The organism is Prevotella sp. C0026C3 (assembly GCF_056590795.1).
The window spans coordinates 43,780-59,645 of record NZ_JBWPWW010000001.1 but is presented as its reverse complement, the minus strand read 5'-3'; the positions used below and the strand labels follow the sequence as shown (position 1 = coordinate 59,645).

14 protein-coding genes are annotated in these 15,866 nt (G+C 45.4%); 3 read left to right on the top strand and 11 right to left on the bottom strand.

The window, feature by feature from the left end:
* Positions 1 to 59: 59 nt before the first annotated feature.
* The 3 genes from AC1EK4_RS00240 to lysS all read right to left on the bottom strand — a co-directional run bounded on the left by AC1EK4_RS00240 (position 60) and on the right by lysS (position 4,261).
* Positions 60 to 1,415: a glucose-6-phosphate isomerase gene (locus AC1EK4_RS00240; RefSeq protein WP_036896949.1), complete on the bottom strand. Its 1,356-nt coding sequence runs from the start codon at positions 1,413 to 1,415 to the stop codon at positions 60 to 62.
* A 28-nt stretch (positions 1,416 to 1,443) separates the two neighbouring features.
* Positions 1,444 to 2,439: an NAD(P)H-dependent glycerol-3-phosphate dehydrogenase gene (locus AC1EK4_RS00235; RefSeq protein WP_036896951.1), complete on the bottom strand. Its 996-nt coding sequence runs from the start codon at positions 2,437 to 2,439 to the stop codon at positions 1,444 to 1,446.
* A 94-nt stretch (positions 2,440 to 2,533) separates the two neighbouring features.
* The gene (gene lysS, locus AC1EK4_RS00230; protein ID WP_480356555.1) at positions 2,534 to 4,261 is read right to left on the bottom strand and encodes a lysine--tRNA ligase; all 1,728 of its coding nucleotides are present in this window, start codon (positions 4,259 to 4,261) and stop codon (positions 2,534 to 2,536) included.
* Positions 4,262 to 4,849: 588 nt separating this feature from the next.
* On the opposite strand from lysS, the gene AC1EK4_RS00225 reads away from it, so the two are divergent.
* Both AC1EK4_RS00225 and AC1EK4_RS00220 read left to right on the top strand, forming a co-directional pair.
* Positions 4,850 to 5,749: a hypothetical protein gene (locus AC1EK4_RS00225; RefSeq protein WP_156958360.1), complete on the top strand. Its 900-nt coding sequence runs from the start codon at positions 4,850 to 4,852 to the stop codon at positions 5,747 to 5,749.
* 15 nt (positions 5,750 to 5,764) lie between these two features.
* A complete protein-coding gene (locus tag AC1EK4_RS00220) occupies positions 5,765 to 6,091 on the top strand; it encodes a nucleoside triphosphate pyrophosphohydrolase family protein (RefSeq protein WP_036896957.1) in 327 nt (108 codons plus the stop codon).
* A gap of 35 nt (positions 6,092 to 6,126) precedes the next feature.
* On the opposite strand, the gene AC1EK4_RS00215 is transcribed toward AC1EK4_RS00220, so the two are convergent.
* The 8 genes from AC1EK4_RS00215 to AC1EK4_RS00180 are packed head-to-tail and all read right to left on the bottom strand — an operon-like array spanning position 6,127 to position 14,773.
* Entirely contained in the window at positions 6,127 to 7,095 is a 969-nt protein-coding gene (locus AC1EK4_RS00215) for an AMP-binding protein (RefSeq protein ID WP_036896960.1), read from the bottom strand.
* Complete coding sequence (gene menC / locus AC1EK4_RS00210; RefSeq protein ID WP_480356552.1) at positions 7,074 to 8,099, bottom strand: o-succinylbenzoate synthase; 1,026 nt, start codon at positions 8,097 to 8,099, stop codon at positions 7,074 to 7,076. The genes AC1EK4_RS00215 and menC overlap by 22 nt, the downstream gene beginning before the upstream one ends.
* 51 nt (positions 8,100 to 8,150) lie before the next feature.
* The gene (menB, locus tag AC1EK4_RS00205; RefSeq protein ID WP_062435619.1) at positions 8,151 to 8,978 is read right to left on the bottom strand and encodes a 1,4-dihydroxy-2-naphthoyl-CoA synthase; all 828 of its coding nucleotides are present in this window, start codon (positions 8,976 to 8,978) and stop codon (positions 8,151 to 8,153) included.
* Between the two features lie 6 nt (positions 8,979 to 8,984).
* Positions 8,985 to 10,676 (bottom strand): DUF4153 domain-containing protein, encoded by a 1,692-nt coding sequence (locus AC1EK4_RS00200; RefSeq protein ID WP_480356551.1) that lies wholly within the window; start codon positions 10,674 to 10,676, stop codon positions 8,985 to 8,987.
* 20 nt (positions 10,677 to 10,696) lie between these two features.
* On the bottom strand, positions 10,697 to 12,358 hold the full coding sequence (menD, locus tag AC1EK4_RS00195; protein WP_062435623.1) for a 2-succinyl-5-enolpyruvyl-6-hydroxy-3-cyclohexene-1-carboxylic-acid synthase: 1,662 nt from the start codon (positions 12,356 to 12,358) through the stop codon (positions 10,697 to 10,699).
* The gene (locus AC1EK4_RS00190) at positions 12,351 to 13,304 is read right to left on the bottom strand and encodes an NAD(P)H-dependent flavin oxidoreductase (RefSeq protein WP_036896971.1); all 954 of its coding nucleotides are present in this window, start codon (positions 13,302 to 13,304) and stop codon (positions 12,351 to 12,353) included. Before AC1EK4_RS00190 ends, menD begins: the two co-directional genes overlap by 8 nt.
* Complete coding sequence (locus tag AC1EK4_RS00185; RefSeq protein WP_062435626.1) at positions 13,285 to 14,361, bottom strand: isochorismate synthase; 1,077 nt, start codon at positions 14,359 to 14,361, stop codon at positions 13,285 to 13,287. The genes AC1EK4_RS00190 and AC1EK4_RS00185 overlap by 20 nt, the downstream gene beginning before the upstream one ends.
* Positions 14,354 to 14,773: a PaaI family thioesterase gene (locus AC1EK4_RS00180; protein ID WP_036896975.1), complete on the bottom strand. Its 420-nt coding sequence runs from the start codon at positions 14,771 to 14,773 to the stop codon at positions 14,354 to 14,356. The genes AC1EK4_RS00185 and AC1EK4_RS00180 overlap by 8 nt, the downstream gene beginning before the upstream one ends.
* Before the next feature lie 525 nt (positions 14,774 to 15,298).
* Here AC1EK4_RS00180 and AC1EK4_RS00175 point away from each other — a divergent pair.
* Positions 15,299 to 15,706, top strand: a complete 408-nt coding sequence (locus AC1EK4_RS00175) for an Hsp20/alpha crystallin family protein (protein ID WP_480356699.1) — start codon at positions 15,299 to 15,301, stop codon at positions 15,704 to 15,706.
* Positions 15,707 to 15,866: the final 160 nt, after the last annotated feature.

Sequence of the window (15,866 nt, the reverse complement as noted above, 5' to 3'; positions counted from 1 at the left end):
TAAAAAGGGATTAGTAGCCTGTCTTGGCACTAATCCCTAATCTTTAATCTATAATTTCTTTACTCAGCTGCCAAGCGTTCTTTGATAGCTTTGCTGTCAGCTTCGTAGCCCGGTTTGTCAAGCAGTGCGAACATGTTTTTCTTGTAAGCTTCTACTCCCGGTTGGTTGAATGGGTTCACGCCTAGTACATTACCACTGATACCGCAAGCGATTTCAAAGAAGTAAATGAGCTGTCCGATGTAGTATTCGTTGAGTTCGGGAACGCTGATGCGGATGTTTGGAACGCCACCGTCGACGTGTGCCAGACGTGTTCCAAGTTCGGCCATCTTGTTTACTTCGTCCACACGCTTGCCTGCGAGGAAGTTCAAACCGTCCAAGTTTTCCTCGTCGTTGGGGAACAACAACTTCTTATTAGGTTGCTCTACGCTGATGACAGTCTCGAAGATAGAACGCTCACCTTCCTGAATCCACTGACCCATAGAGTGTAAATCGGTGGTGAAGTCGCACGATGCCGGGAAGATACCCTTGCCCTCTTTGCCTTCGCTCTCGCCGAACAACTGCTTCCACCATTCGCTGATGAAGTGGAGTTTTGGTTGGAAGTTGACCATAATCTCAATCTTCTTGCCTGCCTGACTATATAGACCGTTGCGTACGGCAGCATACTGTGCAGCCAAATTCTCGGCAAAAGGAACATCCTTACCGGTTGCTTTCTCCATGTCGGTAGCACCCTGTACCAGTGTCTTGATGTCGAAACCGGCACATGCAATAGGCAACAAACCTACCGGAGTGAGCACAGAGAAACGACCACCCACGTTATCGGGGATGATGAAACTCTTGTATCCTTCCTTGTCGGCACATGTACGTGCGGCACCACGTTTGGCATCGGTAACAGCTACAATGACATCTTTAGCCTCTTCCTTACCGCGCTGTGCCTCGCATTGTTTCTTGAGTAAGCGGAACGTAAGAGCCGTTTCGGTGGTTGTACCCGATTTAGAGATATTGATGACACCGAACTTCTTGTCGGCCAAGTATTCTGTCAGCTCGGTGAGATAGTCTTCACCTATGTTGTTTCCTGCATAGAGGATAACGGGATTTTTCTTGTCGTTGATAAGCCAAGAGAATGCATTACCCAGTGCTTCTATCACGGCGCGAGCCCCCAAATAGCTACCACCGATACCTGCAACTACCACTACGTCGCACTTAGCACGCAATGTGTCGGCCACAGCCTGTACTTCGTCGAGGAATGCAGGAGTGATGGAAGAGGGGAGATGCAGCCAACCCAAGAAATCATTTCCGGGGCATGTGCCGTTCTCAAGAGCCTCTTGAGCAGCCTTTATCTTTGGTTCAAAAGCCTCTACTGCACCTTTATCAAGGAATTGTGCAGCCTTTGTAATGTCTAAGCTGATACTTTTCATTATCGTATATGTTTTAAACTTGTTGTTACTATCTGAAGCTGTCGGTCAACAGCTTGATTTCTATTTGCGGGTTGATGCGCTCGTAGAGGATGTTGTACACAGCATCGAGGATGGGCATGTTGACGTGCATGTGACGGTTGATTTCCTTCATACACTTCGTGCCATAGTATCCTTCGGCTATCATTTCCATTTCTATCTGCGCAGTCTTTACGCTATATCCCTTGCCAATCATGGTTCCAAACGTGCGGTTACGACTGAAGTTGCTGTAGCCGGTAACGAGTAAGTCGCCGATATATACGGAGTCGTAGATACTTCGCTCGATGGGATGTATGGCCGTTAAGAATCTATTTGTCTCCTGTACTGCATTGGCCATGAGCACGGCTTGGAAGTTGTCTCCATATTTCAAACCGTTACAAATGCCTGCAGCAATGGCATATACATTCTTCAATACCGAAGCATATTCGATGCCGATGACGTCGGTACTGGTCTTGGTCTTGATGAAGTTGCTCGATAGTACTTCGGTAAACAACTGCGCCTTTTGTCTGTTTCCACAAGCCACGGTGAGATAGGAGAGACGCTCTAACGCTACTTCCTCGGCATGCGACGGTCCGCCTATGCAGGCTAAATTGTCATATGGCACGTCAAAAACCTCGTGGAAATATTCCGAGCAAACCAAATTCTCGTCGGGTACAATACCTTTGATGGCTGTGACGATAAACTTATCGCGCAGTGGAGATTTAAGTTTGCGCAGATGGTTTTTAAGATATGGAGAGGGGGTTACGAACACTAGTGTGTCGTAACTCTCTATGATTTTGTTGATATCCGATGAGAAAAATATCTCATCTACGTCGAAGTGAGCGCTCGTAAGATACGCCGGGTTGTGCCCCAGACGCTTGAAATCTTCGATACGGTCGTCGCGACGCATATACCATCCGATGTGATGTGTATGTGTGACGATGATCTTTGCAATGGCTGTAGCCCAGCTTCCACCACCTATAATCGCTATTTTACCGCAATTGAACACCCTTATTTAATTTAGAATTGATAATTGAAAAATGAGAATTATGGTATGTTGATTTGCTTATCATAATTATTCATTTTCAATTATCAACTATCAATTACAAATTGGCTTTATCAATCCACTGTTGGAACTCGTCCACCTTTGGATTCTCATAGCCTAGTTTATACTTCTTATTGACACCGCAAACGTCCATTTGGAGTTTCTGTGCTTTCACCTCTTTGATGTCGGATACCAAGTTGTAACCAGCTTTACGGAATACGGCAACCCACTCTTCGGGTACACCAAGTGCGCCCCATTCGGCAACCGAACTTTGTGGTATCTTCTTTTCAGGCTTCATCTGTGGGAAGAACAACACTTCTTGGATGTTGGTCTGACCGGTCATTAACATGACCAGTCGGTCAATACCTATGCCGATACCAGAGGTTGGTGGCATACCATATTGTAGTGCACGTAGGAAGTCTTGGTCGATAATCATGGCCTCGTCGTCGCCCTTGTCGGCCAGTGCCATTTGGGCTTTGAAGCGGTCTTCTTGGTCGAGTGGGTCGTTCAACTCAGAGTAGGCATTGGCCAACTCCTTACCATTCACCATCAACTCGAAACGCTCTGTGAGTCCCGGTTTAGAACGGTGCATCTTCGTCAGAGGCGACATCTCTACAGGATAGTCGGTGATGAAGGTGGGCTGGATGAATGTTCCTTCGCAGAACTCGCCGAAAATCTCGTCGATAAGTTTACCCTTACCCATGGTATCGTCGATTTCCATATTGAGCTTCTTGCATACTTCGCGAATCTCGTCTTCGCTCATTCCGTTGAGATCATAGCCTGTCTTCTCTTTGATGGCATCAAGGATGGGCAGACGACGATAGGGAGCCTTGAAGCTAATCGTCTTGCCGTCGATTTCGCGTTCGGGCTTGCCGTTCACAGCTATGCAAATCTTTTCTAGCAATTGCTCGGTGAAACTCATCATCCAATTGTAGTCCTTGTACTGCACGTAAAGTTCCATACAAGTGAATTCAGGATTATGGTTGCGGTCCATACCCTCATTGCGGAAGTTCTTACCGATTTCGTATACGCCCTCGAAACCGCCCACAATGAGACGTTTCAAATACAACTCGGTGGCGATACGCATGTACATATCTACGTTGAGTGCATTGAAGTGGGTGATGAATGGACGAGCCGAAGCACCTCCGGCAATCGACTGTAAGATCGGAGTCTCAACTTCTGTATAGCCGGCTTCGTCGAGTGTGTTGCGCAGAGTACGCAATACGGTAGCACGTTGTAGGAACACATCCTTCACACCCTCGTTGACAACGAGGTCTACATAGCGCTGACGGAAACGCAATTCGGGGTCGTCGAACTTGTCGAAAGCTTCACCGTCTTTGTACTTAACGATAGGCAGTGGCTTCAAACTCTTGCTCAACAACACTAGTTCTTTGGCGTGTACAGACACCTCACCCGTCTGAGTTTTGAACACAAAACCCTTGATACCGATGATGTCACCGATGTCTAAAAGACGTTTGAAGACTTTGTTATATAAATCTTTATTCTCGTCCGGACAGATGTCGTCGCGAGTAATGTAAACCTGTATTCTTCCTTTTGAGTCTTGAAGTTCGGCAAAACTAGCCTTTCCCATTACACGGCGAGTCATCATACGACCTGCTATCACGACTTCTTTCTCTTCTCCTTCTTGGAAATCTCTGATGATGTCGGTGCTAAAAGCGTTTGTGGGATACTCGGCAGCAGGATATGGATCGATACCCATATCGCGCAGTTCCTGAAGACTTTGGCGGCGGATAATCTCCTGCTCGCTTAATTCCAATACGTTCATACTATATCTTACTAGAATATATTCTTAATCTAACACTGCAAAAGTAATAAATAATTCTGAAACTTCGGGGCTTTTCCTGCTTTTTTACATCGTTGCTCGCAACTTGTCGACTCGTACTAGTAAACGAGTCATTCCAAACTCGTTAACTCGTCTATTTGCCAATTAGTAAACATCGTCTTGTTTACCTATCAACTCGTTTACTTGTCAACTTCTCCTTAAAACTTCTCATATCTCGTTTTTAACTTCTCACTCTTCACTTGCTGCAAGGCCTAGGCAAGATTGCTGTTTCGGCTCCGCAGCATTGCTGTCCGTGCTTGGCAATATCGCTGGAAAGCCCTTGCAGTAAATGAAGTTTATAAGTTTTTGAGTTTATGAATGGGGGAGTGAGTTTGGAAGTTCATGAGTTCGTGAGTTGAAAAGTATTGGATTAGGATTGAGAGATGGGGGAATTGTCGGATTTGGTAATACTTATCAAAGTGTAAAAGTGTTTTTTTTTGTTAAAGCTAGAAGCGTTGTCAGGATTCTTTATATCACTTTTTCTACCTTTGTAATATTATAGAGAACGTAATTAATGACTAATATTGAATCATGAAAAAGAATCTCGCAACGTGGCTATTAGCCTGCTTATGTGTCGGTATGTTAACCACTTTGTCGGCTTGTCGTGATACGATTGACGACCCGCCTGCCGACCAATTGCAACTCTCAATATCTGAACGTGAGCTGCTTCCGACTGCTGAGGTGATGACTAATGATACCGTTTATCAGTTTGATGTGCTCAAAAGTAAGGGCATGTTTAAGGTAAAGGTGAATGGGGGTAATAGTTATGTTACTCCAAGAGTGAAAGTTAATGGACAACATGTCACCATTGGGTTGTTGTCGGAATATACCGGTGTGCAGGTGACGGATGAAGCCGGACAAGAGATTTCTTTCCATATCCACTCAGCGCATGCCGACTTAAAGGTGCAGAGCTACCTCTATGCAGTTTGGTATGGATGTACTTTTCGCTATCCGGATTTTAAATACGGTCTTGGCGACATGAAGGTATTATCGGGAAACGGGAATAAGGGCGTTGCTGAAGTATCATTTGATAAGAACAATGTGTTGATTGTCAAGAGCAAACGGACTGGTAGTTCTTATTTCACAGTGGCCGATGGTAGGGGCGTCACACGCTCGTTGCAAGTGGCTGTGGAAGAAGGTTACGACATGACAACAGATAGTTTGGAAGTTACGTCTACCAATCCATCAAGTCTTTATTTCCCTATTAAATATGGCAAAGCCGGTGGTTGGAAACTTGTAAAGAGTACGATTCCCTATGTACACGACCATGTGATTTCTCCTTCAAACGAGAATGTTTTGTGCGATTACGACTTGCTGTATGTCTATATTAACTATCCTTACAAGAACAAGCAATATAAGTATTATTTGGAAAACAAGGATGGTAGCAAGGGCGTAGTAGTGGTGAATGTTGTGGAAAAGAAAGATAAGTAGTAAGAGGAATAGATAATGGAACTGAACGACTACCAAGAGGCTGCGCTCAAGACGGCCATTTATCCCGAAGATATGGGCATCGTGTATCCGGCATTAGGATTGTCGGGAGAGACAGGAGAGGTAGCAGATAAAATCAAAAAGTGTATCCGTGACAACGACGGAGTGTTCGACGAGGCTGAAAGGAAGGCTGTGGCTAAGGAGATGGGAGATGTGTTGTGGTATCTCGCGGCTTTGAGTAGAGATATTGATATTTCGCTCGAAGAGATAGCACGTATGAACTTGGAGAAAGTTATGTCGCGACAACTGCGTGGAAAGTTGCATGGTCAGGGCGACGAACGATAATTTTGTTGCTGTATAAACACAAAAAAGCCGAGTTATTAGATGCTTGCTAATAACTCGGCTTCTTTACGTGCCGGCTTGCCGGTTTCGGTTGTTGGAACATGCTCTATGGTCTTGACAACCTTGGGTTGCCAGTATTTTGGCAGCGCTTGCTGGCATATTCGAGCCACTTGCTGCATGTCTTTAGACTCTGTCAGTAGTACGATAATCTCGCCAAACTTCTCGTCCGGCCGTTTCGTAATGACGAATGGAACGTTGAGATGGGGCTTCAGTGCGGATTCAACTTCTTCTATTTGTACTTTGATACCGCCTGTATCAATCACGTTATCTCGTCGTCCAAGGATGCGGAACCGTTGTCCGTCGGGTGAAAGTTCGGCCAAGTCGTTGGTGACGAGTGGTTTGTTGCAAACCTGCGGAGCGTCTATGACGAGACAACCATCGCTGTTGAGCGATACGGTGACAGTGTCGAAAGCTTCGTACCACGTGCTGGCTTGTGGATTATTGAGGCGTCGTAAAGCGATATGCGAGAGAGTTTCGGTCATACCATAAGTACTCCATACGTGGTTGGGAAAGTTTTTGAGCGCGTTGGCAAGCCCATCGTCGATGGCTCCACCGCCTATGATTAATTGCCGTATACCGCGTAGACATTCGGCTTCTTCGGTCACTTGCAGGCTGTTGTACACTTGCATGGGTACCATCGCGGCAAAGGTTGGAGGCGTTTTAAGGCTTTTGAGAGGATGGCCAGATGGCTCGACAGTGATGAGTTTTAAATGGCGTTCGAGGCTACGTACGACTACCATTTTGCCGGCGATGTAGTCTAATGGCATGCAGAGGAGAGCAGTGTCGCCAGCTTTTAAACCTAGGAAATCGCACGTAATGCGTGCACTGTTGAGCATACGCTGCTTTTCTACCCACATGGGTTTGGGTTTGCCGGTCGACCCACTGGTATGTACGAGTACCTTATCATTGTCGTTATGCCATTCGGCTAAGAATTCTTCAAGCACCATAGTTGTTCTCCTCTTATCTCTATTGGCATGTCGATGTTATTAGTAAAAAGCTGTCCTGTACCCAATCCTTGTGGCATGGTGATGTTGGAACCGTATATTTTGGCAGCTAGTTGGGCTACGCTGTTTAGTCCTATATTGCTTTCTAATGCACTTGTCATCCACGAACCGATGGCTCGTTGGCGTGCCAGTTGAATCCATTCTTCCGTTCCGCGCATGCCACCGTGTAGCGTCGGCTTCAGAATAATGTATTGTGGCCGGATGGTATCGAGCAGTTCGGCTTTCATTTCAGGTATATTCACGCCGATAAGTTCTTCATCCAGTGCGATGGGTAAGGGCGTATTGCGGCAAAGTTTAGCCATTTCTGCCCATTGATGTGGCCGAATGGGCTGTTCGATGGAGTGGATGTCGAAGCGTGATAATTGTTCTAATCGCTGCATAGCATTATCGCGTGTGAATCCACCGTTGGCGTCTACGCGTAGTTCTATTTGTTCTTTAGAGAAGTGGCGGCGGATATGTTGGATGAGTGCCAACTCTTGTTCGAAGTCTATCGCACCGATTTTGAGCTTCACACAGTGGAAACCTTGCTCCAGCTTTTGTTCAATACGGTGGTACATTTCATCGAAAGTTCCCATCCACACCAGTCCATTGATGGTGATGCCTTCTTCTCCTTTGCCAAATGGCGTGTTGAAGAAATTGAGGCTTCCACCGGCTGCTATTTGGGCGAAAGCAGTCTCTAAACCGAAGAGGATAGATGGATAAGGGCGCAACATATCAAAAGGTATGCTGCCCGTAGTTTCTACTAAGCGGCATACTTCGCGCAATGTTTTCTCGTATTCGGGGCTGGCATCGCAACTTAAATCGGGCAGTGGAGCACACTCTCCGATACCCGTCACACCGTAATGGGTAACATTGAGCAGCCAAATATCGTGGGTAGTGTATACTCCCCTTGATGTTCCTGCTGGCTGTTTGAAGTGTAGTTGTTTGTGCGTAATGGTAAGTTGCATATGATAAAGTGGTTTTCCCTCCCCCTTTTGGGGAGGGCTAAAGTGGGGCTTTTAAGGTAAAATCGGGTATTGTTCGAAGTTGGGTTTGCGCTTCTCTAGGAAGGCTTTGCCACCTTCTTGAGCTTCATCCATCGTATAATAGAGCATGGTGGCGTCGCCGGCAAGTTCTTGTATGCCCGCTTGACCATCAAGTTCGGCGTTCAGTCCGGCCTTAATCATGCGCAAGGCAAGCGGACTACGCTCCATCATCAATTCTGCCCACTCCACACATTCGTCCTCCAGGCGGTCGAAAGGAACCACTTTGTTCACCATGCCCATACGCTCTGCTTCCTCGGCGGTGTACTGTTTACAGAGGAACCAAATCTCTCTTGCTTTCTTCTGACCAACCATTCTGGCTAAGTAAGAAGCTCCGAAACCGGCATCAAACGAGCCTACTTTAGGACCAGTTTGGCCGAAAATGGCATTCTCGCTGGCAATGGTGAGGTCACACATCACGTGTAAAACGTGTCCGCCACCAATGGCATAGCCGTTCACCATGGCTATGACAGGCTTCGGTAAACGACGAATTTGCATTTGTACATCGAGTACATTGAGGCGTGGAACACCATCGTTTCCCACGTAACCACCGCGTCCTTTCACGTGCATGTCGCCACCTGAGCAGAACGCTTTGTCTCCTGCGCCGGTCAAGATGACCACTCTGACTTCGCTACTCTCCCGACAATAGCTGAATGCCTGACTCATTTCCCACGTTGTTAGAGGCGTGAAGGCATTGCGATAACGTTCTCGGTTGATGGTGATTTTGGCAATATGATTGTACATTTCGAAGAGGATTTCCTTGAAATCAAACCCTTCTATCTTTTTCCATTCTCTTGTTTTCATTGTTTGTTATTTGATAAATAGTATTCCTTGGATGCTTGATATGTCTGTCACTTCGTCTTTGATATTGAAGTAAAGGTAGTTAACGAGCAGCAACATGTTATCTCCTGTAGCATGGATTTGGGCGTTCTTTTGGTTCTCGGCAGCCGCTTCCAACTCTTTTTTAGAGAAGGTAAGGTCGTATTTCTTGTCGTTAGCCTTTACTGTGGTGATGATATTGTCGCCCTCTGTCTTCTTGATAGTGCAGTTTCCGTTCGTTATATAGACAAACGATTTGTAACCGTTGGGAAGGATTGTTGGTTTCTCTATAAGGGTATCTACGTTGTAGCTATTGATATTGGCGACGTTATCTCCCTCTGTAAAGTCGTACCAGAAGAAATAAGGGATACTATTTTTATTCCACAATTCTTCTTGTTGTTCTGCTCGGTAGTTCTCTGTCAGATAGCTACCTTTATCTATCAATACTTGTTTTTCCTCTTTAGGCAAGGTCTTTATAAACTTACCAAGTGCTTTTTTAGTGATGGGTAACTTCACGTTGGGTGCTTTGGTAAGTATTTGTTTCACTTGATTCTTCATGGAATGTAGCGTGATATTGGCATAACTCTGCGGGCCTACCGAACTTAGCAAGGCTATTATGACAAACGAAACAGGTATAAGAAGCATACGACGACTCCTGTTTAGAATGAGATAAAGGCACACCGCATAGCACCAAATGTTGAATGTGAGTATATAAAGGCGTGCCACCGTAATGCCATAATCGCTGAGTCGACGGCCGATACCGATGGACATTAGCATCAAAAGGGGAAGTGCTGCTACCGGCAACCAGCGTAAAAGAGACTTATCAAACTTCTTTCCTTCTTGGAATTGTGAAGGATATAGCAATGCCATAATAGCCATTGTACCCAGCATCATTGCTGTTACCAACCATGAAACCCAACCATTTGGTAATTGCCAAGCTACTAAAATCTTGATGGTATAACCGTAAAGTGTAAGGAAATAGGCAAGAAGTAGAGGCACGAGTGCGTAATGTACGATGCCTAATAATACCGAAGAGAGACCTGTAGACGACTCATTGTGCTTCTTATCTTGTTCGGGAATGAATTGTAAAAAGATAAGTGGCAGTATGAAAGTGTAACATGTAAAGATAATATCTACTCTATATAGCCAACCTATATCGAATCCGAAGAGTTGTACGAAAGCCTCTATCAGAAGTTGAATACCTGCCATAAGCACGGTAGCAGCAAGTCCTGAGATGATAAGTCCTATCAATAAGCGATATGTAAAGTTCCATAATCCGAGTTCGTTTTTCCGTTTCAAGAACGATACAATGAATATCATGACTACCAGTACAAGTACTAAAGCTATCATAGTTGTAGCTTCTATCATATCGCCCGGCATGCAGTTGGAGAGCCAAAAGACCAGTCCGAACCACCCGATATGCAGCATTACCTGTATGGCTATGTTCAGTTCACGGTTTTTTACTTCCTCGCTCCATAGCCTTAATACCAAGGCCAAGAGCATGGCTGTGATGGGATAGTAGACAAAGAGAGTGGTAGATTGAGCTGTAAAGGTGCCGTCTAGATGGTTCAGATAGCAACATCCCATGGCCGATAAGACGGCAAAGAGGATTACAATGGGAAACCGTTGGCATCCAGCCAGCAGATTTTCCTTGATAGTTTGGATGGATAGATTCTTAAACATAGTGTTATTAATCAAATGAGTTAAACGTATTTGGCAAATTCATGAGTATCTGTCTCGGCATCGGTGAATACTTCTAAGAGCGACGGACGGTCAAAGTCAGAGGTCATCCACTCCTGCATAGCCGTGCCATTCAGTTCCTCTAGGTTATGAATAGCACGATATTCGATACCGTAACTTTGGCACAATCCTTTGGCTGAAGTGCGATGGGAAGCCATTACCAGTGGCTTTTTGGCAGGGCTGTTTTGTAGTCCGGAGAACTTATTAAAGATTCCTCCGCACCCGTTATTCAGTAATAGTATTCGGAAATTTCCGTGCAGATTTTGATTCCAAAGAGCGTTGGAATCATAGAAGAAGCTTAGATCTCCAATCACGCAATAGGTGGGGAGAGTGGCTATTAATGAGAATCCGGCAGCAGTGGAGAGACTTCCCTCGATACCGTTGACGCCCCGATTGCAACTCACATATGTCTCTGTAAACATATCGACCAACCTTACCGACATACTATTGGCGGCGTGCAGATGGTACGAGTCGGCCCCAGACAATTGCTTACAGAATTCCTTGACCACGGCTACCTGCGAATATTTTGGATTTAAAAGTTTTGTTTCGTTTGCCACCTTTGCAAATACTTTCTGCCATTTGGTATGGAATTCATGATTTGGAAGGCCATCTTCGAACTTTTGTTTGCGTTCGATGGCTGCGGCTATATTGTCTAGTATATATCCCGTCCGACCCTCTATGACGCGGTATAAGTTTTGGAATGTGTCATAAATGTCTCCACTTCGACTCACTGTCCAAGTCTTGGCCGTGGTGGCACGGCGCAAGAATTGCTTCAATTTTTTGCTCACCAGTGTTCCTTCAACGTACAAGATGGCATCGGGGCTATAATCTTCTTCCTGTTCCACAATGCCCAATACCTTATCTATATGTAAGGCCGGAGCAAAGGAAAGACTTTCATATATCACCGTGATATGGTCGCGTAAACGATTCAAACAGTCTTCGAGATAAAAGGCATTGAAGCGATCCATTTGCCCAATAACAATCATGGGGCGTTGCGAATTTAGGAATTCCCTTTCCAAACTTTGGTAACATTCCATGGCTTCTGTACCTTCGTCTAGCCGGAATACCCGCTCTGTAGGTAGGCTTTCGGTACTGAAATCGAATAGCGGTTCGCTAATCGGTACGTTGATATGTACCGGTGTGCCATCGCCTTTCTTGCATGTTATCAATACCTCATTGACCAATCGATTACATAACCAATGCTCTGCTGCGTCGTGAGGTTCGGGAAGTGACACTGCCTTCTTGACGAATTTTCCCAACGCATCGGCTTGTGGGAGGGTTTGACCGTCTTGTTGGTCAATCCAAGCTAAGGGTCTGTCGGCCGATATTATGATGATAGGAACATGCTGATAGTAGGCTTCTGCCACAGCCGGTAATACGTTTAAGAGTGCTGTACCCGATGTTACACATACCACAGTTGGCTGGTTTGTATATTGGGCAATGCCCAAAGCATAGAATCCAGCCGACCTTTCGTCGGTCACGGGGAAGCACTCTATCTGTGGACAGACGTCGAGATTGTGTACGATGGGGGCATTCCTACTACCCGGACAAACCACGGCATGTCTCACACCGTGCTCTATTAACAGAGCCGTGAGTATGTTGATGTTTTCTTTGTTGCTATACATTATCTATGATTTGTTGACGTGCAACATCGTATTCCCGAATGAGTCGACTCATGATGTCGGTCACAGAATCTATCTTTTGAATCGATGTTACAATCTGTCCAATCTCCAATTCTCCGTTCTCTATGTCGCCTTCGAAGATTCCACGTTTCGATGCTGCTTTGCCTAAGAGTTCGTGTAATTCCTCAGCTGAGGCTCCACGGTCTTCTGCTTCGACAATACGTGCATACAAATCGTTGCGAACCAATCGGGTAGGAGATAGTTTTTTCAAGGCCAACATGGTGTCGCCTTCTTCTAATAAAAGGCACTTGCGTTTGAAACTATCGGCCGCAGAACTCTCTTTCGATACGGCGAAGAGCGTTCCAATCTGTACACCTTCTGCACCCAAAGCACGGGCTGCGAGCATGGCTTGTCCGCTTCCGATACCTCCAGCAGCTATCAGTGGCAACGTCGTAGCACGTCGTACTAGAGGTAATAGTGTTATGGTGGTCGATTCCTCACGACCATTATGTCCGCCAGCTTCAAATCCCTCGGCCACCACAGCGTCTACTCCTGCTTCTTCACATTTGCGTGCAAACTTGCTACTAGAGACTACATGAGCCACCTTGATGCCTGCTTCGTGTAGTCTTGAAGTGTATTTCTTAGGGCTTCCGGCCGATGTAAACACAATCTTAACTCCCTCATGAATGATGATATCCATGAGTTCTTCTATCTGCGGATACATCAGTGGTACATTGATTCCCCATGGCCTTTCGGTGGCGTCTTGCATCTTATGGATGTGTTCTAACAACTTGTCGGGGTGCATGGAACCGGCTCCCAGCAGCCCCAATCCGCCGGCATTGCTCACGGCTGAGGCTAGTCGCCAACCACTACACCATACCATCCCACCTTGGATGATGGGATATTGAATACCGAAAAGGTCGGTAATTCTATTCTGTTGTGTTGTCATATAGTAATCCTTTCATTGTGTCCATCTTTGCTTCCGTCTCTTTCCATTCCTGTTCGCAAATGCTGTCGGCCAACAAACCGCCCCCGGCATAGAGGCGATATTGATTGTTTTGTATCTGCATACAGCGCAACGATACGTATAAATGGGTTTCTCCCTGCGTGTCTATCGGGCCTACGAAACCGCTATAATAGCCACGTGGATGCGCCTCGTGGTCAATGATGAATTGCCTGCATATATCTTTCGGAATGCCACATACGGCCGGTGTGGGGTGCAGGCTGTCCAACAATTCTCCCAGTTTCTTTGTTTGTGGTAATCTAAAGTGGAAGTTGCTGCGCAGATGCACAAGATTGGCTGCACGCGTAGTATATGGACCTTCCTCGTTGAATTCGGCTCCGTATTTTCGCAGACAATCTTCTATATAGCGTGCCACATAGCGTTGTTCCTGTATATTCTTTTGGCTCCAGCGTATCTGTTCAGCCTCTCCGGGATGAGGCGGATTGTCGAAATCCATTTGCGAAGCGTCTAGTTGCATGGTTCCGGCCAGTGCCATGGTGTGCCATTCAAGTCCGTCTCCCTTGAGCAAAATTTCCGGTGTAGCCATCAACCACATACCACTTTTAGGTGTATATACCAATACCACCATCATATGAGGATAGCGTTGGCATGCTTGGATAAATAGTTCTTCAGCCGGAAGGCTGCTTTGTAGGTTGATTTCAGAGGAGCGGGCAAGTACTATTTTTCTGAAGTTTCCATGCTCTAGTTGCTCGTGGAAACGTTCAAATATGGTTGCATATCGCTTCTTGTCCTCTTCGTTCTCCGCATTCTCTAAGTGCTTGTAGGGATTATGAGTCCCGATTGGGAACTCTATTTGCTCAACTTCGTCAGGTTGTAAGAGTAGGATTGGGTGACTCGGTGTAGGCGAGAAAGGAGCCAATACAAAACCTTTTCGCCCATTCAAGTCGGCAACCGATGATAGTTCCAACGGTTGTCCACCGTGTTGTACCACCTTTATATAATGGTGGAAGTGTGGTAGTCGGTAGAGCGCAAAACTATTCATGCTTGCGTGGCGTCATTATATAATTGGTTACCTGTACGGTCGAAATGAGGTCACCATCATCATTTGTGATGTCTATATTCCATACATGTAGTGTTCGTCCTTTGCTTTTGATGCGGGCCAATGCTGTTACGCATCCACCGTAAGCAACAGCCTTCACGTGATTTCCACTCACGTTGATACCCACACATATCTTGCCCGGACAGAGAGCCATGCTGCCTACACCGGCCAGATTTTCGGCCAATGCCAACGAAGCACCGCCACTTAGGAAACCGAAGGGTTGCTTGTTGCGATCGTCTACTTTCATGCGAGCCATTACAGTATCAGGTTCCGGGGTAGAAAAAAACTCCATTCCCAATGTTTGGGAGAGTCCCGGTTCGTTCCCTCTTATTTCTTTTGTCTTTTCAATATCCATAGTTATTATTCATTATCATCGCAAAGATACTAAAACAGAATAAGAATTCCAAATAACGAGAGTTGAAGAACTGTATACATAGTAAGTTTGACCAAGTTGGAATTTTCATGGTAATGGAATGGTGGAATATTTGATATAAGTGCTTGTGGGCTACAGAATAATACTTATCTTTGCGCTCAACAATCTATTTATCTTAATGATATGCCGATGCTAAAAGTTCAGAATCTATCATTTGCAATGCGTTTTATCCGTATTCTTTGCCTGTAAGGCAATCCTTTATAATAGCCGGATGTTGGAGCGAAGCAGAAACTTCCGGGAAGATGGAATGGAGATAAAACCTGTCTGATAAGACAGCCCTACATATCGTTGATGGTGTATATAAAAGGAAAATACGATTCAAATATAATGCCATATTGACACAGCGCGCTGTCAATATGTCTTGCTTTGCTATTTGGTATATAACTTGCACCCTGCTTTATAGATTCAATAACAAGAATAAATTAAAGTAAAGGAGATAAGATTATGATGTACAGAAATTCATGGTTACCAGTTGTTTTCAATGATTTCTTTAACAACGTAGATATGCCAAAGGCCAACGCGACAGCTCCGGCCATCAATGTGAAGGAATCAGATGTTCAGTATACAGTAGAACTCGCAGCTCCGGGCTTGCGCAAGAAAGACTTCGACGTAAATATCAATGCCGACGGCGACCTTACCATCAAGATGGAAAACAAGCGCAATGTCAAAGAAGAAAAGGAGCATTATCTACGTCGTGAGTTCTCTTACGCTAAGTATGAGCAGACGCTTATCTTGCCCGATGACGTGGATAAAGAGAAGATTTCGGCTCGCGTGAACGACGGTGTGCTGACTGTGGAATTACCCAAGGTTAAGCATGAAGAGCAGAAAATTGCTCGTCAGATTGAGATTGGATAATGGCTCCAAAGAATTTTCAATAGGTAAAGCAACTTTCCATTAATAGGGAAAGAGATGTGGTAAATAGTTATAGATTGTAGAGGCGGTGCTGTGGCATCGCCTCTTTTATTTTATTGGTAGTTTAGTCTTTCAGATAATATATCTATTCATACGATAGGAA

Coding starts and splice junctions, on each gene's coding strand:
- AC1EK4_RS00220 (WP_036896957.1), top strand. CDS start 5,765: ATGGAACTGAACGACTACCAAGAGGCTGCGCTCAAGACGGCCATTTAT.
- AC1EK4_RS00175 (WP_480356699.1), top strand. CDS start 15,299: ATGTACAGAAATTCATGGTTACCAGTTGTTTTCAATGATTTCTTTAAC.
- AC1EK4_RS00240 (WP_036896949.1), bottom strand. CDS start 1,415: ATGAAAAGTATCAGCTTAGACATTACAAAGGCTGCACAATTCCTTGAT.
- AC1EK4_RS00190 (WP_036896971.1), bottom strand. CDS start 13,304: ATGACAACACAACAGAATAGAATTACCGACCTTTTCGGTATTCAATAT.
- lysS (WP_480356555.1), bottom strand. CDS start 4,261: ATGAACGTATTGGAATTAAGCGAGCAGGAGATTATCCGCCGCCAAAGT.
- AC1EK4_RS00185 (WP_062435626.1), bottom strand. CDS start 14,361: ATGAATAGTTTTGCGCTCTACCGACTACCACACTTCCACCATTATATA.
- AC1EK4_RS00225 (WP_156958360.1), top strand. CDS start 4,850: ATGAAAAAGAATCTCGCAACGTGGCTATTAGCCTGCTTATGTGTCGGT.
- AC1EK4_RS00215 (WP_036896960.1), bottom strand. CDS start 7,095: ATGGTGCTTGAAGAATTCTTAGCCGAATGGCATAACGACAATGATAAG.
- AC1EK4_RS00200 (WP_480356551.1), bottom strand. CDS start 10,676: ATGTTTAAGAATCTATCCATCCAAACTATCAAGGAAAATCTGCTGGCT.
- AC1EK4_RS00180 (WP_036896975.1), bottom strand. CDS start 14,773: ATGGATATTGAAAAGACAAAAGAAATAAGAGGGAACGAACCGGGACTC.
- menB (WP_062435619.1), bottom strand. CDS start 8,978: ATGAAAACAAGAGAATGGAAAAAGATAGAAGGGTTTGATTTCAAGGAA.
- menC (WP_480356552.1), bottom strand. CDS start 8,099: ATGCAACTTACCATTACGCACAAACAACTACACTTCAAACAGCCAGCA.
- menD (WP_062435623.1), bottom strand. CDS start 12,358: ATGTATAGCAACAAAGAAAACATCAACATACTCACGGCTCTGTTAATA.